Genomic DNA, 24,681 nt, shown 5'->3' on the forward strand with positions numbered 1-24,681 from the left:
AAATGTCAAGCGTAAAACGCCGACTTGCGACTGCCAGTTTCTAAGATTGCTTCACAAAAATTATATGTTTAAGCCAGCTATCCGAGGACTTCGGGAAATCCGTGCGGAAGTGTGCGCCCCGGCTTTCCTCCCTTATAAGCGCCGCCTCCGCCATGATGCGACCCGTTAACACCAGGTTGGCAAGCTCATACGACGGGCGGTCTGCCGGCTCCTTCATCGACTTATGCCAGGCGGCCAGCACCGAGACGGCCTGCTCCAATTCCTTCCCCGAGCGCACAATTCCGACCCCGTCCCACATAAGAGATTGAAATCTGTTCAGGCTCAAAGGAGAAGCGTCACCGGACTTCCTGCTTTTGCTTAACGAGTAGCGGTCCTCCTTGCTTTCATTTGTCGTACCGTTGCCCCCCTGCACCCGCTGCACGATGCGTTTGGCAAAGACTACCACCTCGAGCAAAGAGTTAGAGGCCAAGCGGTTGGCTCCGTGCACGCCCGTGCTCGCCACCTCGCCACACGCGAAGAGCCTGGCTATATTGGTCTCGCCCCAGGTGTTCACTTTCACCCCACCCATCATATAATGGGCCGCCGGCGATACCGGAATCTGCACCCTGGTTATATCGAGACCATTCACATAACAGTACCTGAAGATATGAGGGAAGCGGTTGGTTACTTTAAGTGGATTAATATGAGTGACATCGAGATAAATGTGATCGCTCTCTGTTTTTTTCATCTCGGCGACTATGCTGCGTGCTACCACATCCCGGGGCGCCAGCTCCCCCTTGGGCGCGTAATCGAACATGAAGCGCCGACCATCCTTGTTGCGCAGTATACCCCCCTCACCCCTGACCGCCTCCGAGATAAGGAACGGCTCCACTCCGGGAAGACGCAGCGCCGTGGGATGAAACTGAAAGAACTCCATATCGATTATCTCAGCCCCGGCCTTGTAAGCCAGCGCGATGCCGTCACAGGTGGCTATATCGGGATTGGTGGTAAAGTTATAGATCTTACCGCCGCCTCCCGTAGCCAGAATAACGGCGCGTGAGCGAAACTCCTGCGTCTTACCCGTGCGCAAATCTAGAGCTAAAACGCCCTGAGCGACGCCGTTATCAACGATAATCTCGGTGACCAGAAAGTTTTCCAGGATGACAACGTTGGCCAGTAACGCCATCTTGCTCAGCGCCGTCTCGATATTCTCGCCGGTAGCGTCTCCGCCGGAGTGCAGAATGCGCGGAACGCTGTGCGCCGCCTCCCTGGTCAATGCGACCTCACCGTCCATAGTATCGAAATGAACTCCGAAATGGACCAGGTCCGTGATTCTATCCGGAGCTTCCTCGACAAGAATGCGAACCGCCTCCTCGTCGCAAAGCCCTGCGCCGGCGGCGATAGTATCCTTGAAATGCAGCTCTGGAGAATCTTTAACGCCTATGGCGGCTGCGATGCCTCCTTGAGCATGCTTTGTATTGCATTCATCAATGCCGCCCTTGGTCAGCACTAATACATTTCCATGCGGCTTGGCCAGCAGCGCCGTATACAGTCCGGCGATACCGCTGCCAATGATAATATAATCGTAGCTGTCTGTCTTTCCAGCTTTCACTATTTCACCTTCAACATTCTATCCAGAGCGCGTCTGGCCTGCAGCCTGACCTCTTCCGGAACCGTTATCACGTTTCTCTGCTTTTCCATCGTAATCGCGACACTGGCGAGAGTCGTCTTCTTCATATTGGGGCAGACCAGCCCTTCAGTTAATAGAGAAAACTCCTTATCGGGATTCTCCTTGCGCAGTCGATGCATCAGCCCGCTCTCCGTGCCGATGACAAAGACTCGATCCCTGCTCTCCGCAGCGTACCGCAGCATCTGGGACGTGCTCATGACTGCGTCCGCCTTATCGATAACATCCGGACGGCACTCGGGATGCACCAGCACCACGCAGCCGGGATAGCGCTCCCTGGCCAGATCGATATGGCGGGGGATCACCCTCTGATGCGGCCCGCAGAAACCGGGGTATAATATCATCTTCTTGTCGGTGCTTCTCGATATGAAATGCCCCAGGTTCTGATCGGGGACGAAGAGCACTTCCTTCTGTGGCAGAGACCGCACCACCTGCGCCCCGTTGGCCGAGGTGCAGCAGATATCGCTCAGCGCCTTGACCGCCGCCGAGGTGTTGATATAGCAGACGACGGCCGCTTTGGGATACTTCTTCTTCCATTCACGAAGGTCTTCCTCGGTTATCATGTCCGCCATGGGACAACCGGCTTCCTTCTCTGTCAGCAGCACCTTGCGATCAGGATTGAGAATATATGCGCTCTCCGCCATAAAGTGCACGCCGGCGAAGACTATGACCTCTGCGTCGACAGTGGTACACTTGCGCGCCAGCTCCAGGGAATCGCCGGTGAAATCGGCTATGTCCTGCACCTCGGGGCGCTGATAGTTGTGCGCCACGATAACCGCGTTTAGCGACTTCTTCAGCTCAACGATGCGTCTGCTGATGCGCTCGAAGTCTTTTTCATCATCTGACATCTTTTCGACCTTTATCGGCCAGAATACGGATGCGTATATAATAACAGAATAAGCGGTCAGCTTAAACGTCGGCAAATGCAAGCGCCCGATTTCCTACGGCCCAGCGTCTCAACCGTCGATTCTACCTTGCAGCGACCATGCTCCAGCGCTTTCGATGCGGATATCAATAAGCTGTCCGATTCTATCGCCCGCAGCCTCAAAGAACACCAGTTTGTCCGTGCGGGTGCGACCCCACCACTTGCCCTTCTTCCTCCCTTCGACCAGCACTTCGACCGTTCTCCTTATAAGCTCGCTGTTTTTCTCGCTTACGATGCGTTCCTGAATAGCCTCCAATTCCTTGCGGCGTCTCACCTTATCGGAGGTTGGGACATCGTCCTTCAATTCTCGCGCGGCGATAGTGCCCGAACGCGGCGAGTAGCAGGCGATATGAACCGTATCGAAGCGAATTTCTTCGATCATCTCGCGCGACCTGCGATACTGTTCTTCACTCTCTCCCGGAAAGCCGACGATGACGTCCGTGCTCAACGCCGCGTCCGGCACCGAACTGCGGATGCGCTCGACCAGGCGGCGGTACTCATCCGAGGTATATCCGCGATGCATGGCTTTAAGGACATCGTCATCGCCCGCCTGGAACGGCAGGCTGATACACTCGCACACCTTTTCGAGACGTGCGACAACTTCGATGAGACGCTCGCTCATATCCTTGGGATGCGAGGTCAGAAAACGGATACGCGCCAGGCTTTCGACCCGATTCAAGTCCTCCAGTAGATCGGCAAGCTCAGGCTCACCCGACAGGCCCCGGCCGTACGAATCCACGTTCTGCCCCAGCAGCACGACCTCCTTGGCGCCGTGCTCCACAGCCGACTCGACCTCGGTGACGATATCCGACATCGGACGGCTCACCTCCCTGCCGCGGCGGTACGGCACGATGCAGTACGAACAGAAATTATCGCATCCATGCATTATGTTCACAAGCGAGCTTATCTTAGCTTTAACCGGAAGGTTTGACAAAGTCGAGCCCGGCTCGACTGCGCCTCTGCCCTTCAAATACTCCGACAGCCTGCCGATATCCTGCGGTTCGAAGAACAGATCGACGCGGGGGAAACGCTTTCGTAAACCATCGACGTTCTCGTCAACAATACAGCCGGTAACCGCCAGCACTTTATCGGAATCGAGGCGTCTCAGCGCATCGATTTTATTAGCCACTTTGCTCTCGGCGCTCTGCCGCACCACGCAGCTGTTAAGCACAACAATATCGGCATCGTCGATCTTCGCTGTCGAACGATAGCCATGCTGGTCCAGGAAAGCGGCAATGCTTTCGGAGTCCGATTTATTCATCTGACAGCCGATGGTCCAGATGTGGTAATAAGGCATTAAAGCTCCTTGATGCCGACACGTCGCAAACCTGATCTTCCAGACAGATTATAGCACGATTGATTAATACCGACCGATGGATGATCTTATTGCATCGAGGCACCGAATTTGAACACGCATATGCTGATATCAACTATTAAGTGAGATTGTCACGCCTGACAAAATCATATATCATAAACAAACATTCGATTTCTCAACGACTAATAGGCGAGAATCAGCCCGGAGAGACGAAGGGAGGACATGAGATGTTCGGTATTGCGATAGGCCTTGTAATCCTTTATTTTGTCTTTATAATAGCCGCAACTGTTCTATGGATATGGGTGCTAGTCGATTGCATCACGAAAGAACCGTCAGGGGATAATGAAAAGATCGTATGGGTTCTCGTGATTGTATTAGTAGGCGCGCTGGGAGCACTGATTTATCTGATAGCGAGGAGGCCCAAGCGCAAACAGCTATACGGCAAGTAGAGACAGGCCAAGCCTCGCCTTCGGTTCGACGCGGAAAACTATTTTTTGTCATTAACCAGCTTTAGTAATTTTGTTATCCGTTCTTTATCAATATCTCCCAAGCCGGCGATCTGAATGTGTCTCATCGTTTTCCCGCCGCCGTCAAAAAGGGCTGTTTCCTCATTGGAGAATCCTTTGCTAGAAAAACCAAGATTGACATGATCTTTCAATGCGACGATATAAAATTTCCCGTCTGCAAAAGCGGGAACGCCCCATTTCATCTCCTCTTTTACATCGGGTAAAGTTTCAAGAATGAGTCTTCTTAATGCCAAACAAATCTCTTGATAGGGCGATTGTTGCTTCTGGATATACTCGTCGACCTTCTTGCTCATGTCTTACACCTGAGCAAAGGCCACGACGTAGTTATGCCCATGGATTTTAGCGCACTTCGGGCAGGTGGTGTAATAAAAGTAGTATCTCGACGCCTTTTTGCCCTGCTCGGCCAGATATTTATCCATCTCCTTGATCCACTTCGGCACCGCGTTGTACGGCCCATCGAAGACTCTGCTGATGAATGTGCCCGACAGTTTCACGTTCTTTGCTCCAGGAACCACCTTTGTAACCGCCACGTAAAGCTCACCCTTCCATGGACTCGGATCGTAGGCCAGACACATGAAATCCTTGAACTCCGGCGCGGCTCCGGCATCCTGCGCCGCCTTCCACATCCTGCCCATCGCCTTCGCTATCATCGGCGGGAAAGGCATGTGCATGAACTCGGGGATCGACTCCATGATAAAAGGCTTGTCCTGCCAGACATGCGTCACGCCCTCCCAAGGCGCCGGATCGAACTGGGGACAACAGGGCTCACTCTGTGATTTTACGTGCTTCATATGCAACAACTCCTTTCGAGTTCTTGCCTGATATCGAGGTCGACGGGGTGAAAAGATGGCGGAGGGAGAGGGATTCGAACCCTCGACCCCAGTTAACCCAGGGTAAGCGCTTAGCAGGCGCCCGCACTAGACCACTATGCGATCCCTCCCAGTGTTGAACAATATAACACAGGATACAACGCTTTTTCAACGATATTGCCACGCAAACTACCCTATGTTATACTATGCTCTGCTGTTGTGCACTTAGAGTATCATCACGAAGGGGGAGCATGGAAGAGCAAAGGATTGAAGAGAAGCCTGAGGTTAAGGCTGAATCTGAAGAAGTATCGATTAAATCGCTTTTGGCGGCGGGCGCTCATTTCGGACACCAGACAAGCCGGTGGAACCCGCGCATGGCGAAATACATATTTACGGCCAGGAACGGCATTCATATCATCGACCTGGAGCAGACCGCAACGCTTCTAAACAAAGCCGGCGACTTCATCAGAGACCTTGTATCCAAAGGCGAAGATATAATTTTCGTAGGCACCAAGAAACAGGCGAAGGAATCCGTCGAGGAGGAATCTAAACGCTGCGGCATGCCCTACGTGAACCAGCGTTGGCTCGGCGGCATGCTCACCAACTTCGATACGATTCAGTCAAGGATAGACTACCTGGTGCGGCTCGAGGACCAGAAAGCGCGCGGCCAGTTCGAAGTCCTGCCCAAGAAAGAGGCCCTGAAACTGAGTAAAGAGATCGACCGTCTTAACAGGCAGATGGGCGGATTCAAAGAGATGACCAAATTCCCGGGGGCTGTTTTCATCATCGACCCCGCCAAAGAGCGAATCGCGGTTACCGAAGCGCGGCGCATGGGTGTTCCCATCGTGGCGGCGGTGGATACCAACTGCAACCCGGACGAGATCGATTATCCCATACCGGCCAACGATGACGCCGTGAGGGCGGTAAGGCTCATATGCAGCTATATGGCAAGCGCCGTTCTCGAAGGCCGCCAGGCACGTGAGCTTGCTGCTATGGTATATGAAGAAGAGTCGGTCAAAGAAGTAATGACTTTCACTCCTGAAGGCGGGTTCGGTACGGCCAGCGAGATGGCAGCCGCGAGCAAAGCCGCGGAAGAAGAGGCCGCCGCAAAAGCCGCCGAGGCAGAAACAGAGCCCGCGCAGCAGGCGAATCCAGTGGAAACAGAAACGAAACAAGAGGACAACACAGCCGCCTCTTAGAACTTTCTGAAACCCGGGGTATAATCCTCATCCGAAAGACGAGAAACGATGACAAAGACTAACATCACAGCCGGATTAGTAAAAGAGTTGCGCGAATTGACGGGAGCCGGCATCATGGATTGCAAACGCGCGCTCCAGGACGCCGAGGGCGATATGGCCAAGGCCTCCGAAGCCCTGCAGAAACAGGGGCTGGCCAAGGCCGAGAAAAGGTCTGAACGGGAAGCGAAGAACGGCCTAATCGATGTCTACATCCACGGCGGCCGCATGGGCGCCCTGGTCGAGATAAACTGCGAGAGCGACTTCGTGGCGCGCACCGAGGACTTTAAAAAGCTCGCCCATGATATTGCAATGCAGGTAACCGCCAGCGACCCGCGCTTCGTCAGCGCTGACGATATCCCCGCTGAGATACGCGCGGACTTGGACCCCGCGGAAGTATGCCTGCTCTCACAGCCGTTCATCCGAGACCCACAGAGAAGCATTCAGGATATTATCACCGAGGTCATAGCCAAAACCGGTGAGAATATAAAGGTGCGCAGATTCGCTCGCTTTGAACTGGGGAAAGGATGAACTCAACATATGAAGAAAGCCCGGTACAAGCGTGTCCTGCTTAAGATAAGCGGGGCGGCACTAACTGGGGATAAACAATACGGCATCGACTTCGTCAGGGTATCTGACGTTGCCTCTCAAATCAAGAAGGTTGTCCAGATGGGGGTCGAGGTCGCTGTCGTCGTCGGCGGCGGGAACATATGGCGCGGCTCGGCTGCCGAAGAGATGGGCATGGAACGCACCAACGCCGACTATGCCGGCATGCTGGCCACGCTGCTGAACGCGCTCGCGTTGCAGGATACCCTGGAAAAGGTCGATGTAAATACCCGCATTCAAAGCGCCATACCGGTGGCCGCCGTCTGTGAACCGTTCATCCGCCGCCGCGCCCTGCGCCATCTCGAGAAGAACCGCGTGGTCATATTCGCCTGCGGCACGGGCAATCCGTATATGACCACGGACACCGCCGCGGCCTTGAGAGCCATAGAAATAGGAGCCGATGTCCTTCTCATGGCCAAGCACAAGGTCGACGGCGTATACGACGCCGATCCGCGGAAAAACCCGAAAGCCAAGAAGTTCGACAGCATAAGCCACGCTGAAGCGCTGAAGCTGCGCCTCAAGGTCACGGACGCCACCGCGATGTCATTATGTATGGAGCATAACCTGCCTATCTTCGTCTTCGATATAGGAACCCGTAACAGCATCGTGCACGCCGCGCAGGGCGACGTTGTCGGCACTATAGTTAGAAGCCAGAGGTAGAATATGATTGAAGAAGTACTTTCTGATGCAAAATCCCGCATGAGCAAAAGCATCGAGGTCCTGCAGAGAGACCTCGCCGGCATACGCACCGGGCGCGCCACGCCGATGATACTTGATAACATCAAGATAGACTACTACGGCACGCAGACACCGCTGAAACAGATAGCAACGATATCGGCGCCGGAGGCGCGGCTGCTCATCATTCAGCCCTGGGATAACGCCACACTTGGAGACATAACCAAGGCAATCCAGAAATCGGACCTTGGCCTTAACCCCAGCAGCGACGGACATATCCTCAGGCTGCCCATTCCGCCGCTGTCAGAGGAGCGGCGCAGGGAGATGGTGAGATCGGTCCATAAACGCGCTGAGGAAGGCAAGGTCGCGCTGAGAAATGTCAGAAGAGACGCGATGGATATGCTGAAGGACCTGGAGAAGGAAAAGGAAATATCCCAGGACGAACAGAAGCGCGCTCAGACCAAACTTCAGGAAATAACGGACAGCTTCATCGCGGAAGTAGACCAGATAGCCAAGGATAAAGAGTCCGAGCTATTGGAGGTCTAGTGCCTAAATCAAGCGCCAACCATACCCCCGATCACGTTGCTATCATCATGGACGGCAACGGCCGATGGGCAAAACAGCGCAATTTACCCCGCCTGGCCGGCCACAAAGCGGGGACAAAAAATATTCATCGCATAATCAAATGTCTTGCCGACCGCGGCGTAAAATATGTCACCCTGTATGTCTTCTCCACAGAGAACTGGAACCGTCCAGGTAAAGAGGTTCAGGGTCTTATGCGCCTGATAGAGGAAAGCGTTGATAAAGAAGTGCAGAGCCTGCATGAGGACGGCGTAAGGCTTATTCATATCGGCGCCAGCGACGGGGTTACACAAAGGCTTCAGAACAAGGTGCGCAAAGCGATAGATCTGACGGCAAATAACGATAAGCTCACCGTCTGTATAGCGTTCAACTACGGCGGACGCTCCGAGATCGTCAACGCGGTCAAGCGAATAATCGAGGACGGCGTCAAACCCGCGGAGGTTAACGAATCCCTGATAACGAAATATTTGTACACCGCGGAACTCCCGGATCCCGATCTGGTGATACGCACCGGCGGCGAGATGCGCATAAGCAATTTCCTCCTGTGGCAGGCCGCCTACAGCGAATATTACATCACACCCACGCTCTGGCCTGATTTCGGCCCGGATGAGCTGGAACGGGCGCTGGCCGCTTTCGCCGACAGGGAAAGACGTTTCGGAGGGCTCAAGAATCGAGTTAAGGCTTGAACGGATACATGATGCTGAAACGCTGGATAGTCGGCCTTTTTCTTGGAGCGATAGTCTTCACTATCGTATGGTTCGGCGACCCCAGCTTCTCCATCGGTATAGCGGCAATCGCTATTGTAGGTTCATTTGAGTTCTTTCCCCTAATCGGCGTCTCCAGGAAGCATCCCATCACCCTCTTTGGAACTATAGGCGTACTGCTATTCATCGGTCTGGCCCAGTTCGATATGAAATACACCCCTCAGCTATTGACAGCGGCGGTGATACTGCCGCTGATATGGCTGGTCTTCCAGCCCGATATTAACCACGCCGCGGTCAACTGGGCCTGGCTCATCGTGGGCATGCTATACCTTGGCTGGATGCTGAGTCATTTCATTCCCATGAGGCAGCTGGACAGCGGCAGGGACTGGGTTATTCTTGCAATTGTCGGCAATGTCGCCTCCGACACGATAGCCTTCCAGTGCGGATTGAAGTGGGGCCGGCGCCGCATGGCGCCGAAGATCAGCCCGGCCAAGTCATGGGAGGGAGCTGTCGCCGGCTTTATTGGGGCGGTGGCTATAGTCATTGTGCTCGGCACATTCCTGCCCACGCTTCATCTCCCCTACTGGCAATCGGCAGTGTTAGGCATACTGATCGGCATCTTCGCCCCGTTAGGCGATCTCGCCGAATCCCTGCTGAAACGCAGCACCGGCGTCAAGGATTCCGGGAACTGCGTGCCCGGACACGGCGGCATCTTAGACCGTCTCGACAGTATTCTGTTCACCGTGGTTGTTGTATACTACTTTGTGACATGGGTAATAGTGTAAAACGATTAGCCGTCCTGGGCTCCACGGGCTCCATCGGCACGCAAACACTCGATATCGTACGTTGTTTCCCGGAACGTTTGCGCGTCATCGGCTTGGCCGCCGGAACCAACGCCGACCTTCTGGCGCAGCAGATCGATGAGTTCAAACCTGAACTGATCTCGATCGCGTCAAAGGAGGACCGGCCCAGGCTGAAACGACCCAACTGCAAACTAACGACGGCGGAGGAAATGGCTGCGCACCCCGATGTCGACCTTGTTGTTATAGCGATATCGGGAATGGCCGGCCTCAAGCCCACGCTGGCAGCGATCAGGGCTAAGAAAAAAATCGCCCTTGCTACTAAAGAAGTGCTTGTGGCGGCAGGATCGATCGTCACGGCCGAAGCGAGGAAGCACGGCGTAACGATCATGCCCATAGACAGCGAGCCCGGCGCCATATGGCAATGCCTTCAGGGAGAAAACGATGCCGTGCGGCGCCTCATACTGACCGCATCGGGAGGCCCGTTCCGCAATCTGTCGACACAAAAACTGCGGGCAGTGACTCCCGGGCAGGCGCTGGCACACCCCACGTGGAACATGGGTTCTAAGGTGACCATCGACTCGGCGACGCTGATGAACAAAGGATTTGAGGCTATAGAGCTCAGTTGGCTGTTCGATACGGCAATCGATGATATCGAGATCGTGATCCACCCGCAGAGTATAATTCATTCCTTGGTCGAGTTCGTTGACGGCTCGGTAAAGGCCCAGCTCAGCATGCCGGACATGCGCTTCCCGATACAATACGCCATCTTTCACCCGGAGCGCTTGCCGAACGATACGCTGCCGCGCCTCGATCTTCTGAATATCAAGAGCGGACCGACCGAGAACGCTTTGACCTTCGAGAAGCCGGATATCGATAAATTCCCCTGTCTCGGCTTGGCGTTCCAGGCAAGCCGCATGGGAGGAACATACCCCGCCGTGCTTTCGGCCGCAGACGAGGTTGCGGTTGACAGGTTCCTCAAAGGTCAAATAAAATTCACGGACATAGCAAAGATAATATCCAAAGCCCTTGACGAACATCGCGGCATCTCAAACCCCTATCTCGATGACATCCTCGCCGCCGACGCCTGGGCCAGGAAGGCAGCCGCAAGTTGAGCGTATTTATATCGATAGTCATCTTCATAGCGATTCTTACGTTTCTAATAGTAATCCACGAGCTCGGCCACTACATCACGGCTAAGATGGCCGGGATAAAAGTTGAGGAGTTCGGCATCGGTCTGCCGCCGCGTATCTGGGGCTTTGATAAGGGCGGCACCAAGTGGTCCATTAACTGGATACCGCTGGGCGGCTTCTGCAAGATGGCAGGTGAAGAAGACCCCGATATCCCCGACAGCCTGGCCGGCAAGAAACCGAAGACAAGGCTGGTCGTCTTAAGCGCCGGTTCTATTGCGATGATACTCTTCCCGCTCTGGCTGCTGCCGCTGGCGTACATGCTGCCGCTGGAACGCGTATCCGATAACCCCGGCATAATAGTAAGCGCCGTCATCACAGGCTCTCCTGCAGAACAGTCCGGTATCCAGGCGAACGATATACTGATAAGCATAGACGGCAAGGAAATCGAATATTTCACTAACGCTTCAGAAGAGATAAGAAAATCAGTTGACACGAACCCCGGACAGCCGGTGAACCTGCTTCTAACACGCGGGAGCATGCAGTACAATTCTTCGATCGTCCCCCCCGCTAATCCCCCCACCGGACAGGAGGTGCTCGGTCTGGTCTCGGGCGTCCTGATCACCGAAGTCATAAACGGATCGCCTGCATATAACGCAAGTATGCAGGCGGGCGATATTATCATCAGCGTCGACGGCATACTTATCAATAATTACAACGATTTGAACGATGCGGTAACGCTTGCCACCGAAGCAAGACCGAACGAATCAGTCACCCTGATCGTAGCGAGGAACGCGTCGGAGGGTATTGCGGCTATCGCCCTCACCCCCGTACCGAGGATTGACCCGCCAAAGAACGAGGGCAAGCTCGGCATGCTGCTGCATAACTATATAATCACGGAGAACAAAGCTTATCCGCCCTGGCAGGCGATACCGAAAGGGCTGTCCTCGTACGGTTCGATATTCGCGGGCATCAAGGACTCATTCGCCATGCTCTTCTCCGGAGATGTGGTGGCGAAGGACGCCGTGGCCGGTCCCATTGGAATCGCCCAGCTCACCAACGAGGTGAATGAGAATGGAGGCGCGGCCGCGCTGTTCCAGTTCGCCGCACTTATCAGCATCATCCTGGGCATAATGAACTTGCTGCCTCTGCCCGCGCTCGACGGCGGCAGGATCGTATTCGTATTGATCGAGGCCGCCCGCAAGGGAAAACGCATATCGGCCAAGACGGAAGGTTTTGTGCACATGATCGGATTCGCGCTGCTCTTGGCGCTTTTCGTGCTTATCAGCTATAACGATATTCAAAGGATCATCAGCGGGGAAGGCTTCCTCAGATGACGCGACGGCGTAGATCCAGGCCGATCAGTATCGGCGATGTCGTCATAGGCGGCGGCGCGCCGATAGTCGTGCAATCCATGACCAAGACCGACACCCGCGATGCTAAAGCGACGATACGACAGATTAGACAGCTCGAACGATGCGGCTGTCAGCTAGTGCGCGTAGCCGTTCCCGACCGCGAGGCCGCCGATTCACTGTCCGACATCAAAAAAGCGATTCACATACCGCTCGTCGCCGACATCCATTTCGACTATCGATTAGCGCTCGCGGCCATCGATGCGGGGGTCGACGGATTGCGGCTCAACCCCGGCAATATCCGCGACCCGCAGCATATAAAGAAAGTTGTCCTCGCCGCCAGGAAGCGCGGGGTACCGATACGCGTCGGAGTCAACGCCGGCAGCCTGCCGCCGACAAAGGATGCGACGAAGTCGACCGTCGAGCGCATGGTTGATGCCGCGATGAACGAGATCGACCTGCTGGAGAGCCTCGATTTCGGACTGATAAAAGTGTCAGTAAAGGCGTTCGACGTGTCTGAGACTATCGAGGCGAATCGATTGATAGCTAAACGTATGCCTTATCCGATCCACCTTGGCATCACCGAAGCCGGCACCCCCAGGCGCGGCGCCGTTCGCAGCGCGGTCGGCATCGGCATCCTGCTATGGGAGGGCATCGGCGATACGATACGCGTTTCGCTCACCGGCGACCCGCGGGAAGAGGTCAGCGCCGGATACGAGATATTGAAATCTCTCGGCCTCAGCAAGCGCGGCCCGACGCTCATCAGCTGCCCCACCTGCGGGCGAACCGAGATCGACGTTGTGAAGCTGGCTAACGCCGTGGAAAAACAATTGGATAAACTCGAGAAGCCGATCAAGGTGGCGGTCATGGGCTGCGTGGTCAACGGCCCCGGCGAAGCTAAAAACGCCGACGTGGGCATCGCCTGCGGCAAGGGTAAGGGCGTCATCTTCAGCAAAGGTAAGCAAGTACGGACAGTGAACGAATCCGAATTTCTCTCCGCCCTGATGGCGGAGGTCGATAAGTTTTAAATCCCTCCATCCTGCCGACTATCTTTTTATCTTAATAAAAACCCTTCCGCACATCCGGCCGTAAACGGTGTTGACCACTTAAACAATTCTGGCTATAATATAGCCAGAATGCGATACGAAATCGTACTTTCACCCGAAGCCGTTCAAGACCTGCGCAGCTTAAAAAGCACCGGGCGCACAACCGTTCGCGAAGCCATAGAAAAACACTTACGGCACACTCCTACAAAAGAAAGCAAAAGCCGCATCAAGCGTCTGCGCGGAATATCACGACCGCAATACAGGCTGAGAGTGAATGAGATTCGGGTTTTTTACGACGTGTCGGGAGGTACTGTTGAAATTCTGGGGATCGTCTTAAAGTCAGAGGCAGAGTCCTGGCTAGAAAGAGCAGGAAAGTGAAATGAAGAAGATAGCACTGGCCAATGTAAAGAACAACCTCTCGGAGTACTTACATCTCGCTGAGAAAGAAGAAATAGTCATCACCCGCCACGGGAAACCCGCCGGAGTGCTCATTGGATTTCAATCGGAAGATGACTGGTTTGATTACAGGTTGGAGCACGACCCGCGCTTTCTTAAACGCATCGCGGAGGCAAGGCAGAGCCTGAAGCTGGGACAGGGGATGAAGCTGGAGGATGTTAGCGAATAAGCATTGTTCACTCATAGGGACTATGAAGAATGACCAAACCCAAAATCAACATCGACGAATTGGCTGCCAAGCACGATATCGCTAGCTTAAGTAAGGCGCTTAGAAGCAAAGATAACGCCGTGCGTTACAGCGCCGCCAAAGCCATAAGCAAGCTCGGACCCGATGCTTCCGAAGCAATACCAGCGCTCGTGGAGATGCTGAAGCACTGGGACACCATGACTCGCGCCGCCGCCGCAGGCGCCATCGGCAACATCGGAATAAACTGCAAGAAAGAAGTAGCGCCTGCAATACCAGCCCTGAACGATGCGCTCAAAGACAATGAAAACATCGTGCGCCGTGCTGCTGCCACCGCTCTGCAGGACATCGACCCCGAGCCCTGGTACCACGAAGAGAAAGAAGACCCCGATACCTTCATGGATTCGTTGTAAAACTGTAGGGGCGAGGTTGTCTCGCCCGCCATGGATTCCGGCATCCGCCGGAATGACGGGAGTGAACTCCCCCTTGTTCCCCTCTTTGATTAAAGAGGGGGGAAGCTACAAAGCCGAGGGGGCGTTCGATAAAAGAGGTGTCCTTCCAAGGAATCTGCTCTTGGAAGGACCGGGAATATGGAGATTTCGTAGGGGCAGACCTGCGTGTCTGCCCGCTGCGGGCGAACACATAGGTTCGCCCCTACCTAACGACCAATATATATATAAGATTTAGGTGGTTGAATCCTTAAGGAACTCCACAATGGCAAAGATCAAACTCGATCTGCACGATATCTATAACAAAGGCCTCGCTATCGACTCGGAGCTTAACCGCGTCATAAACGAAGCTGTCGACAATCGTATCCCGCTGGTCGAGATCATACCCGGCAAGGGCAGCGGACAACTGAAGAAACGTGTTCTTCGATTCTTGATGCAGCCGGAGATAAAGAAGCTGTATCATCGTTTAGAAAAGGACGATAAAAACCGCGGCCGGATTTTTGTACATTTTAAATTCTGAAATCGCGAATACGAACTCACCCTGAGCCCTCTCTTTAACAAAGAGAAGGTAAGAATAAAAACGCTAACGAGGGTGTGCAGAGGGAGCACCCTCTGCCGGGGTTATAGGAGTGTCCCCTACCCTTTTTCTATTTCCCCCATGACTGGGGGACACAGGGGGTTGAATAACTGAATACCCCACCGATTGACTACTGTGGTAAACTATAACAACATGCCTGGCATCAATTACACAATCGTTAACCTGCGACAGAACACCCCCAAATGGCTGGAGTGGCGCAGCCAGGGCATAGGCGCGTCCGACGCCCCGGCTATCATGGGCGAAAACCCTTGGAAGAGCGCCGACTACCTGCTGAAAGAGAAATGCACCGGCAAAACAAACGGCCTCAACGCCGCGATAATACGCGGCAACCAGCTTGAGCCGGAGGCGCGTAAATGCTACGAGCGCAGGTTCGGCAAACACGTCCCGGCCGCCTGCCTGCAAAGCATGAAACATGAGTGGATGCGCGCCAGCGTCGACGGTCTGACACCCGACGGAAGCACTGTCATCGAGATAAAGTGCGGCGAGAGCGTGTACCGCAAGTCCGCGACCACCAGCCGGGTTCCCGATTATTACTTTGGGCAGCTTCAGCACATACTGGCCGTCACCGGCCTGCGCGAGATCGACTTCTGGTGCTACCTGCCCGATCTTCCAGAAGTTCACATCATCGTAGGACGCGACGACGGCTACATCAAACGACTGTTGGAAGCCGAGCATGCCTTCTGGCAGCGGGTGCTGAGCTATCGCAAGGGTTAGGCGCCAAGATTGCCTTATCAAGTCAGGCAATAATTATTGTGGTAAACTAGAACCGCTTCTGTGGTTAATATTAAAAGCACTAAATAGTATAGGGAACAGGACTGTGAAAAAAATGGACCCCGAAGTGAAATACTGTGTTACTGCTATCATAGACTTGGCCGGTTTTTCAAGCCACCTAGAAGTCGGCTACGCCGATATTAGAACCAACATCGGACAACAGGCTATTAGTAGACTGCACACACTTGTAGATTCTTTAAAATACCTTGAGACAGAGAAGAAAAGCTATAAAGATTACTACCCAGCATTTCAGTACTTTCGCGCTAATGATTCCATTATTCTTAACATAGACTTGCCCCAATTTTTAATGCCATCCATTGGAGACTTTGTTAGAAATGGGATATCACCAAATGAGATTAATAAATTTTTTGATATAAATAGCTTTCATAACGACAGAGAGTTTGTGAAAAAATACAAAGCTCGAACAATTGAAGAAACTGCAAATCTCCGTAAATTCATCGGTATAATAGCTCGTTTACATTCATTCATTAATCGTACTGAGGCCGCAGCCTTCTTCCCAGGAGCAAAAACTATCGTCTCTTCGGGATACCGTAGAGAATTCTACGCGGAAGGGAAAGAAGATGTTCTGTCTGCAAACTTCGCTTTTTCTAACTCATACTTAGCAAACCGTTATCTACATGGGCCTAAGCTCTTTTTAGACAATAATATTTCAAAGATGCTTTGCACAAATCGATACGCCCAAAACATCGTGCGCTTTGCAGCTTTCTCAGGATACTCAAAAAGCTTTGATCCAATGATAGATTATAAAGACACGTTATATGAGAAAAGTATTCTTAGAAAAGGACAAGAAATCGAAGTTTCACTACTGCGGAGGAATTTCATCTATAGAGAATTCAACTCTACTCCACTAGCTTACTTACAAATTGTTGATCACATTAACCCTTATTTAACAGGTCGAAGGAAATCTAGGGCATCTTCCCACTGGCTTAGCATTATTAATGCAATACGTAATGGGCCTGAGTTTAAATCAGAATCTGAGGATACCCTTAAATATTCATCCATTTATTCTATACGAACTGATATCGAAAATGACGTAAGGATATTTCCAGAGATAGTAGAAACAGGGAAAAGCTCGGTCAACAAGGCCCTCAAAAAGAAATATTATACAGACATCGCCATTTAAGTCCGGTATGAATAAGCTACACAACCGGTAAATGTAAGCTTAACCATTAGTAATTGAGATGATTCACTTCACCAAACGCACACTTCCTCCCCCCATAGAAATATCCCAATCCACCCTCTATAATAATCACCATGAAAACCCTGCTCAAACTGCCAATCAGCACAATCAAAGTGATATTAGCCCTGGCTGCGCTGCCCATCGGCGGCATTTTCATGCTCGCGGTGATTCTCCGTTACCAGGATTACAAAGCGTTGTTCTCAAAGAAAAAACGTGAGACGGCTGAAACATAGAAGGACTATTTTATGAAGGTATCGCAGCTTTTCGGCAAGACGCTCCGGCAGACGCCGGCGGAGGCGGAGAACCCCAGCCACCAGCTTCTGCTCAAGGCGGGCATGATACAGCAGCTCGCCTCGGGCGTGTACAGCTACATGCCGCTGTGCCTGCGCTCGATACAGAAAATCGAAGGCATCATCCGCGAGGAGCTCAATGCCATCGGCGCCCAGGAAGTACTCATGCCGGCGCTGCAGCCGCTGGAGATATGGGCCGAGAGCGGGCGCGACGCCGCCTTCGGGCAGAACCTCTTCACTCTCAAAGACCGCCGCGACCGCACGCTGGCGCTGGGCCCCACGCACGAAGAGATCATAACCATGCTGGTGCGCCAGAACGTGCAGAGCTACCGCGACCTGCCGCTGATCCTGTACCAGATACAGACCAAGTTCCGCGACGAGCCCCGTCCCCGCGGCGGGCTGTTGCGCGTGCGCGAGTTCGGCATGAAGGACATGTACAGCTTCCACACCGACGTCGAATCGCTGAACGAGATTTTTCCGAAGGTCGTCGAGGCCTATAAGAACATATACCGTCGCTGCGGATTGAGTTTCCTAATCGCCGAAGCCGACAGCGGCGCTATAGGCGGCAAGGAATCGAACGAGTTCATGGTAACCGCCGAGAGCGGCGAGGACACGATTATCACCTGTCCCAAGTGCGGCTACACGGCCAACGTGGAGAAGGCCGAGAGCGTCAAGCAGCGCAGCGACTCGGGCGACCCGAGGCCGATGGAAGAGGTAGCGACGCCGGGGCTTAAAACCATCGAAGAGGTCTCGGGGTTCCTGCGCGTCAAGCCGTCACAGATGCTCAAGGCCGTGTTCTACAACTGCGACGGCAAAGTCGTCATCGTATCGATACGGGGCGACGTCGAGGTCAACGAGATCAAGCTAAAGAACGCCGCGGGATGCGCCGAGCTGCGCCTGGCCACGGACGAGGAAGTGGCGGCGGCGGGACTGGTGGCGGGCTATGCATCGCCGATAGGATTGAAGGGAATCAAGCGCATCGGAGACGTGTCGATAACGCTGGGAACAAACTTCGCGGCCGGGGCCAACAAACCGGATAAGCATATAAAGAACGTCAACTACCCGCGCGACTTCGAAGTCGATACGGTCACCGACATAGGCAACGCCAAAGCCGGCGACGGCTGTCCCAAATGCGGCACGACGCTGACGACGGTGAAAGGCATCGAGGTGGGACACGTCTTCAAACTCGGCACCAAGTTCACCGAGCGCTTCGGGGCCAACTTCCTCGATAAGGACGGCGTCTCGCGGCCGATAATAATGGGCACTTACGGCATAGGCGTGGGGCGTCTGCTGGCCTCCGCCATCGAGCAGAACAACGACGACAAGGGCATCATCTGGCCAGTGGCCATCGCGCCTTACCACATCTACCTCTGCCCGCTGTCGATCGATAATGCCGAAGTGGTCAAAGCCGCCGACAATTTGTATAAAGGGTTGACCGACATCGGCATCGAAGTTCTGTACGACGACCGTACCGAATCGCCCGGAGTGAAACTGAACGATGCCGACCTGCTCGGCATGCCGATCCGGGTGGTGGTAAGCCCGCGCACGCTCAAGAACGCAAGCGTCGAAGTAAAGCAGCGCCGTGAGAAGTCCGCGACGATCCTACCGCTCGACGGAGTGGTAGAGAAGCTGCGCGCGATGCTATTCCCGCAATAACCAGCCCGACGTCTCACACATTGTCATTGCGAGCGAAGCGAAGCAATCTCTTTCTATTTCGTATTGGGTCACAAACGACTAGATTGCCACGTCATCCTTCCGCCTAATCTTATCGGGGAATCCTTCCATACAACTTTAATCATGGAAGGACTCGCAATGACAATCCAAAAGAATATTTGCTTTTCTGGTCTTTCCAATACCAGATGTTTTCGTGAACTCTAGCCCCTCCCCTGCAAAGGGAGAGAGTAGCTACAGAAAGAGGTGCCCCGATTAATCGGGGCCGGGGGATATGGGGTGTCCCCTAATTTATTTACGTCCCCCAAAGTGTGGGGGACTACCAGGGGGTTCGGATATTGTTTCCCCCTTTCAAGGGGGATAGCAGGGGGTATCGACAAAGCGGATTTAACCCATAATAGCCCCTCCCTCGATTGACCAAACTTGACACACTATATGAATTCATATTGCATGAAGCTATATTTTGTGATAAACTAGTATTTCGGCTGAGCTCGACCTGAACCCGACTTGAATAATGTCGATATAACGAGCTGGAAGGAAGTGGGTCTTGTTTCCCACTTTTTTCATTAGGAGGGTGCTTTGGGTAAGACAAAAAGCGAATTCATGCTCGCAATAACCCAGCTCGCTGCAGAAAAAAACCTGCCCAAGGAAGTAGTGCTGGAGGCAATCGAGAATGCCCTGGCCTCTGCCTTCCGTAAGAACAACTTCTCACCCACACAAACCGTATCGGCTAAGATAAATCAGGAAACCGGTCAGGTAGCGGTCTTCGCTGCAAAGACGGTTGTAGAAAAGGTAGATGACCCTACCCGCGAGATATCGCTTGATGACGCGCGAAAGATAAACAAGTACGCACAGGTAGACGAGGAGATAGTAGTCGAAGCCACCCCTCAGAACGCCGGGCGTATCGCCGCGCAGACCGCGAAACAGGTGGTGCTGCAGCGCCTGCGCGAGGCTGAGAGGGAAATCGTGTTCGAGGAATTCTCGGACCGCGAGAACGAGATAGTCACCGGCGTCGTACAGCGCGTCGAACCCAAGCAGATCACTCTCGACCTCGGCAGAACGGAGGCCGTGCTTCCCTCCGCTGAACAGGTGCGCACGGAGCATTACCGCACCGGCCAGAGGGTTAAAGTTTACATCCTCGGAGTGCATCGGACCATGAAAGGTCCGCAAGTTGTGGTATCGCGAACCCACCGTAACCTGTTGCGCCGGCTTCTTGAACTAGAGGTGCCCGAGCTGCATCAGGGAGCGATCGAGCTAAAAGCTATAGCGCGGGAAGCCGGCCAGCGCAGCAAGATCGCCGTGTTCGCCCGGCAGGAAGGCATAGACCCCATAGGCTCCTGCGTCGGCCTGCGCGGTATCCGCATCCAGAACATCGTCAACGAATTGAACGGCGAAAAGATTGACGTAGTGCAATGGGATGCCGATACGTCCATCTTCATCGCCAACGCCCTGAGCCCGGCACAGGTTGAAAATGTTAGTGTCAATGAAGAGGAAAAGGTCGCCATTGTTGTGGTCCCGGACAGGCAGCTTTCGCTGGCCATCGGCAGGGAGGGACAGAATGCGAGGCTCGCCGCCAAACTCACCGGATGGCGCATAGATATTAAAAGCACATCAATAGCCGAGGCGGAAAAGGCCGCGGTTGAGAAAGAGGCTCCTGGAGAAGCAGTAATCGAAACAGGAGAGAAACCGTCGGCGAAGAAGAAGGGCCGCGCGAAGAAATCCGCAGAGCCGAAGGCTATCGATAAGATAGAGGAGAAGGAAGCAGCGCCTGTAGAGAGCAAAGAAGAATTAGTAGATATCATCACCCTTGAGGAAGAGACGGAGCCGCTCGAGACTGAGGAGCCGGAGATCGAATACGAGGAAGTGGTAGAGGAAGAGGTTTTCTCCCCGGTTGGAGCGCAGAAGCCGCTTATACGCTTCGCAGAGGACATCCTTCCCGGCAGGGGCGTAAAGACGGAGAAAAAGGGAAGGAAGGGAAAGAAAATCCAGGCCAAAGAGGATGTGGTGAAGGCGGCGCCCAAGCCCAAGCCGCGCCGTGCTACGGACATTCCCATATACGATGATGATTTCCACCTTGATTTGCATGCTAATTCTGAGGAAGAACAAAAAGAAGCAGAGGCTGCTGAGAATAATGCCGTAATTCTGGAAGACGATATCTTTGTTGAGAGCGCCAGTAAGGCCCGTAAAAAACCAAAGAAACAGGATAAGGTTAAAGCGCAAGATAGAAAATAGCTTTTAAGAGCGGGGGCCTTGACCGTATCCCGTAACGATATTCAGAGCGCTGTCCATGGATGCTAAGAAACAAAATATACAGAGGAAAAACGTGCCGGAACGCACCTGTATAGGATGCCGCCAGGTAAAACCGCAGAATGAAATGATCCGTTTAACAGGAAATGAAACCGACGGCGTCGCGATCGCTCCGTCGGGAAGGCGGCAGGGACGCAGCGCCTATCTCTGTAAATCAAAAGATTGCTGGGAAAAAGGACTTAAAAAGGATCGCTTAGACCTGTCGCTGAGAATGAACATAAGTAAAGAAGCGAAAGCTGAGCTGTCCCGATTCGGAGAGACATTGTCTAGATAGCGGGGTCGTATGGCAACCAATAGAAATAGAAATAGAACAAGAAGGAGCACCGGTAAACGAGCTAGGACAACCGCACACGCGGAGCCCTCGCATTCCAAGGTCAAGGACGAGAAATCCGTAATCAAGCTTCCTGCGTCCATTACCGTTAAAAATCTATCCGAAATGATCGGCGTCAGCTCCATCGATATAATAAAGAATCTCATGCGCAACGGCATAATGGCCAATATCAATCAGGTCATCGACTTCGACATGGCGGCGACTCTGGTAACCGGCTTCGGATTCGATGTGGCGGCGGAGAAGCGTCCGTCATCGGCGACATCGACCAAGCGCAAACGCTCGCGACACTTCATGGAAGATGACCCCATCCTACTGAAACCGCGTCCTCCGGTGGTAACGATCATGGGACACGTTGATCACGGAAAAACCAAACTCCTCGACGCCGTGCGCAAGGCAAACGTAGCCGCGACCGAAGCCGGCGAGATAACACAGCATATAGGCGCATACCAGGTAGAGGTGCATGGCCAGAAAATAACCTTCCTGGACACCCCGGGCCACGAGGCATTCACAACTATGCGAGCGCGCGGCGCCCAGGTCACGGATATTGCGGTCCTGGTCGTGGCGGCGGACGACGGAGTGATGCCGCAGACGATCGAGGCCATCGCCCACGCGCGCGCAGCCGATGTGCCAATAGTAGTGGCAATCAACAAAATCGACAAGCCGGAAGCCAATCCGCAGCGCGTGCAGCAGCAACTGGCGGATCACGGCGTGGTCATTGAAGAGTGGGGCGGTAATGTGATATGCGTGCCCGTTTCGGCCAAGAAAAAAGAAGGCATCGACGTGCTTCTTGAGAATATTCTCATCGTAGCGGAGATGGAAGAGTTGAAGGCCAATCCCGACCGTCGCGCTGTGGGCGTGGTCATCGAGGCACAGCTGGACAAAAACAGGGGACCCGTGGCAACCGTGCTCATCGAAGCCGGGACATTGAAAGTGAGCGATCCCTTCGTTGTAGGCGATACCTGGGGCAAAGTGAAGGCCATTTTCAACGATAAAGGCAAACACCTCAGAAAAGCGGAGCCCTCGTGCCCGGCCGAGATACTTGGCATGGACAGCGTGCCTCAGGCGGGGGATATTCTCACCGTTACAAACACGGAAAAAGAGGCTCATACCCTGGCCATGAAGCGCCATGAACAGAAGAAGGCGGAGAGAAACGCAGCGAAGCAGATCAGCCTGAGCAACCTTTTCTCTCAGATGAGCGAAGGGGAAGTGAAAGAACTGAATATTGTACTCAAAACGGACGTCCAAGGCAGCATCGACCCGATAAAGACCTCCCTGGAGCGCTTGAATACGGAAGCGGTGAAAGTCAACATACTCCATGCCGACAGCGGCAGCATCACGGAAGGGGATGTCCTGCTGGCCCTTGCTTCCAAGGGAATCATCATCGGATTCAACGCGCACCCCGAGATGGGAGCAGTCAAGCTCGCCGACAGGGAAGGCGTGGATATGCGCTCATACGATATCATCTACCATATAGTGGATGACGTTGAGAAGGCGATGAAAGGCCTGCTGGAGCCCACTTACGTCGACGTGGTGGAGGGACGCGCCGAGGTGCGTGCCGTATTCACCACAAAGGCAGGGACCGTGGCCGGGACCTATATCATCGAAGGTAAGATCACGAGAGGCTCGATGGTCAGAGTTCTGCGCAAAGGCGCCAACATCTACAACTCCAGCGTCAGCAGCCTGAAACGGTTCAGGGACGACGTTAAAGAAGTCACAAGCGGATTTGAATGCGGCATAGGAGTTGAAGGATTCACAGCATTTGAGCAGGGCGATATTATCGAGTCATATGTCAAGAAAGCCAAGTAATGAGCAGACGCATCGAACGCTTAAACACCCTTATACGGGAAGAGCTGAGCGACCTCATCCGTCAGGCCAAGGATCCGCGCCTGAGATGTCTTCTATCCATAACACACGTGGAAACGACACCTGATCTGCAATTCGCCAAGGTTTATATCAGCATCATGGGCAGCGACGAAGAGAAGAAAAATGCCATGGACGGACTGAACTCGGCGGGCGGCTTCTTCTACCGCGAATTGAGAGGACGGCTGTCGCTGCGACATACCCCTCAGTTAATCTTCTACAAGGACGAATCCATCGAGCAAGGTGCTCGCATACTCGATTTATTAGGAAATGTCAGCAAAGAAGAACACAGCGGCAACGATTAACGGTATCCTAAACATCAACAAGCCCCCGAATAGAACCTCACAGGATATTGTCTCTTTTGTTAAGCATCTCAGCAGACAGCGCCGCGTCGGCCATGCCGGCACGCTCGATCCTATAGCTACCGGCGTCCTTCCGATATGCCTGGGACAGGCGACCAGGATGAGCTCCTTCATCATGGAACACCGCAAAACCTACGTCGCCGAGATAACGCTTGGTATATCCACCAACACCTACGATCGAGAGGGCGTGGCGATACATCGTAAAGATCCATCATATGTAACTAGAAACCAAATCGACGGACTGCTCCCAACCCTAACAGGAACAATTATGCAGAAGCCGCCCGCGTTCAGCGCGCTGAAACGGCAGGGGAAACGCCTGTATGAACTGGCCCGCGAGGGATTAGAAGTCGAGACGGATGCGAGGGAGGTTACTATATACCGCATTGAACTCCTCGACTGGAATCCGCCTTTTATAATCATCGAGGTGGAATGCGGCAAGGGGACATACATCCGCTCCATCGCCCACGATATAGGCGAATCTCTGGGATGCGGAGGCCATATTTCTCAGTTGACGCGCACACAGTACGGGCCTTTCGACATCAAGGACAGCATCGACTTGCAGCAGCTTGAGAACGCCTTCAGTAACGAAAGCTGGCGAGAACTGCTGTATCCTATGGACATCGTGATCTGCGACTGGAAGAGAGTAATAGTAGACCGAGAACAGGAACTCGCCATTCTGAACGGCCGTGACATCCCATGCTCCGTCGATAATTTGGAACCCCGCTGCCGCGCTTACTCAAGAGACGGACGTTTCCTTGCAATAATGAGCTACCTGCCGGATAAGGCGGTATGGCAACCGCAAAAAGTATTTCACGATGCATAGAATAAT

General features: G+C 53.6%; 28 protein-coding genes and 1 tRNA gene. 23 read left to right on the top strand and 6 right to left on the bottom strand.

Features of this window, described 5'->3' with window-relative positions:
• Window positions 1-40 precede the first annotated feature (40 nt).
• From nadB to miaB, 3 genes are all read right to left on the bottom strand, one after another.
• Window positions 41-1,591, bottom strand: a complete 1,551-nt coding sequence (nadB, locus tag WC562_02860) for an L-aspartate oxidase (GenBank protein MFA5055099.1) — start codon at window positions 1,589-1,591, stop codon at window positions 41-43.
• Window positions 1,591-2,514, bottom strand: a complete 924-nt coding sequence (nadA, locus tag WC562_02865; protein ID MFA5055100.1) for a quinolinate synthase NadA — start codon at window positions 2,512-2,514, stop codon at window positions 1,591-1,593. The genes nadB and nadA overlap by 1 nt, the downstream gene beginning before the upstream one ends.
• 108 nt (window positions 2,515-2,622) lie before the next feature.
• Complete coding sequence (gene miaB / locus WC562_02870; protein ID MFA5055101.1) at window positions 2,623-3,888, bottom strand: tRNA (N6-isopentenyl adenosine(37)-C2)-methylthiotransferase MiaB; 1,266 nt, start codon at window positions 3,886-3,888, stop codon at window positions 2,623-2,625.
• Between the two features lie 245 nt (window positions 3,889-4,133).
• On the opposite strand from miaB, the gene WC562_02875 reads away from it, so the two are divergent.
• On the top strand, window positions 4,134-4,355 hold the full coding sequence (locus tag WC562_02875) for a PLDc N-terminal domain-containing protein (protein ID MFA5055102.1): 222 nt from the start codon (window positions 4,134-4,136) through the stop codon (window positions 4,353-4,355).
• Between the two features lie 38 nt (window positions 4,356-4,393).
• On the opposite strand, the gene WC562_02880 is transcribed toward WC562_02875, so the two are convergent.
• From WC562_02880 to WC562_02890, 3 genes are all read right to left on the bottom strand, one after another.
• Window positions 4,394-4,726: a DUF1801 domain-containing protein gene (locus WC562_02880; GenBank protein ID MFA5055103.1), complete on the bottom strand. Its 333-nt coding sequence runs from the start codon at window positions 4,724-4,726 to the stop codon at window positions 4,394-4,396.
• 3 nt (window positions 4,727-4,729) lie between these two features.
• On the bottom strand, window positions 4,730-5,224 hold the full coding sequence (locus WC562_02885) for a hydrolase (protein MFA5055104.1): 495 nt from the start codon (window positions 5,222-5,224) through the stop codon (window positions 4,730-4,732).
• Window positions 5,225-5,280: 56 nt separating this feature from the next.
• A tRNA-Ser gene (locus WC562_02890) sits at window positions 5,281-5,373 on the bottom strand.
• A gap of 120 nt (window positions 5,374-5,493) precedes the next feature.
• On the opposite strand from WC562_02890, the gene rpsB reads away from it, so the two are divergent.
• From rpsB to truB, 22 genes are all read left to right on the top strand, one after another.
• Window positions 5,494-6,441, top strand: a complete 948-nt coding sequence (gene rpsB, locus WC562_02895) for a 30S ribosomal protein S2 (GenBank protein MFA5055105.1) — start codon at window positions 5,494-5,496, stop codon at window positions 6,439-6,441.
• A 48-nt stretch (window positions 6,442-6,489) separates the two neighbouring features.
• Entirely contained in the window at window positions 6,490-7,008 is a 519-nt protein-coding gene (gene tsf, locus WC562_02900) for a translation elongation factor Ts (GenBank protein ID MFA5055106.1), read from the top strand.
• Window positions 7,009-7,017: 9 nt separating this feature from the next.
• Window positions 7,018-7,743, top strand: a complete 726-nt coding sequence (gene pyrH, locus WC562_02905) for a UMP kinase (GenBank protein MFA5055107.1) — start codon at window positions 7,018-7,020, stop codon at window positions 7,741-7,743.
• A gap of 6 nt (window positions 7,744-7,749) precedes the next feature.
• Window positions 7,750-8,304: a ribosome recycling factor gene (gene frr / locus WC562_02910; GenBank protein ID MFA5055108.1), complete on the top strand. Its 555-nt coding sequence runs from the start codon at window positions 7,750-7,752 to the stop codon at window positions 8,302-8,304.
• On the top strand, window positions 8,304-9,026 hold the full coding sequence (uppS, locus tag WC562_02915) for a polyprenyl diphosphate synthase (GenBank protein ID MFA5055109.1): 723 nt from the start codon (window positions 8,304-8,306) through the stop codon (window positions 9,024-9,026). Before frr ends, uppS begins: the two co-directional genes overlap by 1 nt.
• Entirely contained in the window at window positions 9,023-9,829 is an 807-nt protein-coding gene (locus WC562_02920; GenBank protein ID MFA5055110.1) for a phosphatidate cytidylyltransferase, read from the top strand. The genes uppS and WC562_02920 overlap by 4 nt, the downstream gene beginning before the upstream one ends.
• The gene (locus WC562_02925; GenBank protein ID MFA5055111.1) at window positions 9,814-10,959 is read left to right on the top strand and encodes a 1-deoxy-D-xylulose-5-phosphate reductoisomerase; all 1,146 of its coding nucleotides are present in this window, start codon (window positions 9,814-9,816) and stop codon (window positions 10,957-10,959) included. Before WC562_02920 ends, WC562_02925 begins: the two co-directional genes overlap by 16 nt.
• Window positions 10,956-12,311, top strand: a complete 1,356-nt coding sequence (rseP, locus tag WC562_02930) for an RIP metalloprotease RseP (protein MFA5055112.1) — start codon at window positions 10,956-10,958, stop codon at window positions 12,309-12,311. The genes WC562_02925 and rseP overlap by 4 nt, the downstream gene beginning before the upstream one ends.
• On the top strand, window positions 12,308-13,354 hold the full coding sequence (gene ispG / locus WC562_02935) for a flavodoxin-dependent (E)-4-hydroxy-3-methylbut-2-enyl-diphosphate synthase (GenBank protein MFA5055113.1): 1,047 nt from the start codon (window positions 12,308-12,310) through the stop codon (window positions 13,352-13,354). The genes rseP and ispG overlap by 4 nt, the downstream gene beginning before the upstream one ends.
• 108 nt (window positions 13,355-13,462) lie before the next feature.
• Entirely contained in the window at window positions 13,463-13,750 is a 288-nt protein-coding gene (locus WC562_02940; GenBank protein MFA5055114.1) for a type II toxin-antitoxin system RelE/ParE family toxin, read from the top strand.
• Between the two features lies 1 nt (window position 13,751).
• Window positions 13,752-13,997 (top strand): type II toxin-antitoxin system Phd/YefM family antitoxin, encoded by a 246-nt coding sequence (locus WC562_02945; GenBank protein MFA5055115.1) that lies wholly within the window; start codon window positions 13,752-13,754, stop codon window positions 13,995-13,997.
• Between the two features lie 29 nt (window positions 13,998-14,026).
• Entirely contained in the window at window positions 14,027-14,425 is a 399-nt protein-coding gene (locus tag WC562_02950) for a HEAT repeat domain-containing protein (GenBank protein ID MFA5055116.1), read from the top strand.
• A gap of 301 nt (window positions 14,426-14,726) precedes the next feature.
• Window positions 14,727-14,981: a Smr/MutS family protein gene (locus WC562_02955; protein MFA5055117.1), complete on the top strand. Its 255-nt coding sequence runs from the start codon at window positions 14,727-14,729 to the stop codon at window positions 14,979-14,981.
• A 192-nt stretch (window positions 14,982-15,173) separates the two neighbouring features.
• Window positions 15,174-15,773, top strand: coding sequence for a YqaJ viral recombinase family protein (locus tag WC562_02960; GenBank protein MFA5055118.1), 600 nt, complete (start codon window positions 15,174-15,176; stop codon window positions 15,771-15,773).
• A gap of 103 nt (window positions 15,774-15,876) precedes the next feature.
• Window positions 15,877-16,974 (top strand): hypothetical protein, encoded by a 1,098-nt coding sequence (locus WC562_02965; GenBank protein ID MFA5055119.1) that lies wholly within the window; start codon window positions 15,877-15,879, stop codon window positions 16,972-16,974.
• A gap of 131 nt (window positions 16,975-17,105) precedes the next feature.
• Window positions 17,106-17,264, top strand: coding sequence for a hypothetical protein (locus tag WC562_02970; protein ID MFA5055120.1), 159 nt, complete (start codon window positions 17,106-17,108; stop codon window positions 17,262-17,264).
• Between the two features lie 12 nt (window positions 17,265-17,276).
• Window positions 17,277-18,977: a proline--tRNA ligase gene (locus WC562_02975; GenBank protein MFA5055121.1), complete on the top strand. Its 1,701-nt coding sequence runs from the start codon at window positions 17,277-17,279 to the stop codon at window positions 18,975-18,977.
• A gap of 594 nt (window positions 18,978-19,571) precedes the next feature.
• Window positions 19,572-21,224, top strand: coding sequence for a transcription termination factor NusA (gene nusA / locus WC562_02980; protein ID MFA5055122.1), 1,653 nt, complete (start codon window positions 19,572-19,574; stop codon window positions 21,222-21,224).
• 55 nt (window positions 21,225-21,279) lie between these two features.
• Window positions 21,280-21,573: a YlxR family protein gene (locus WC562_02985; GenBank protein ID MFA5055123.1), complete on the top strand. Its 294-nt coding sequence runs from the start codon at window positions 21,280-21,282 to the stop codon at window positions 21,571-21,573.
• A 9-nt stretch (window positions 21,574-21,582) separates the two neighbouring features.
• Window positions 21,583-23,436, top strand: a complete 1,854-nt coding sequence (gene infB, locus WC562_02990; GenBank protein ID MFA5055124.1) for a translation initiation factor IF-2 — start codon at window positions 21,583-21,585, stop codon at window positions 23,434-23,436.
• Window positions 23,436-23,795 (top strand): 30S ribosome-binding factor RbfA, encoded by a 360-nt coding sequence (rbfA, locus tag WC562_02995; GenBank protein MFA5055125.1) that lies wholly within the window; start codon window positions 23,436-23,438, stop codon window positions 23,793-23,795. Before infB ends, rbfA begins: the two co-directional genes overlap by 1 nt.
• Window positions 23,761-24,675 carry a tRNA pseudouridine(55) synthase TruB gene (gene truB / locus WC562_03000; GenBank protein MFA5055126.1) on the top strand — a complete coding sequence of 305 codons (915 nt, stop codon included), beginning with the start codon at window positions 23,761-23,763 and terminating at the stop codon, window positions 24,673-24,675. The genes rbfA and truB overlap by 35 nt, the downstream gene beginning before the upstream one ends.
• The last annotated feature ends 6 nt before the right edge of the window (window positions 24,676-24,681 follow it).

It is taken from the genome of Dehalococcoidia bacterium, from assembly GCA_041649635.1.
Taxonomy (GTDB): Bacteria; Chloroflexota; Dehalococcoidia; order E44-bin15; family E44-bin15; genus JAYEHL01.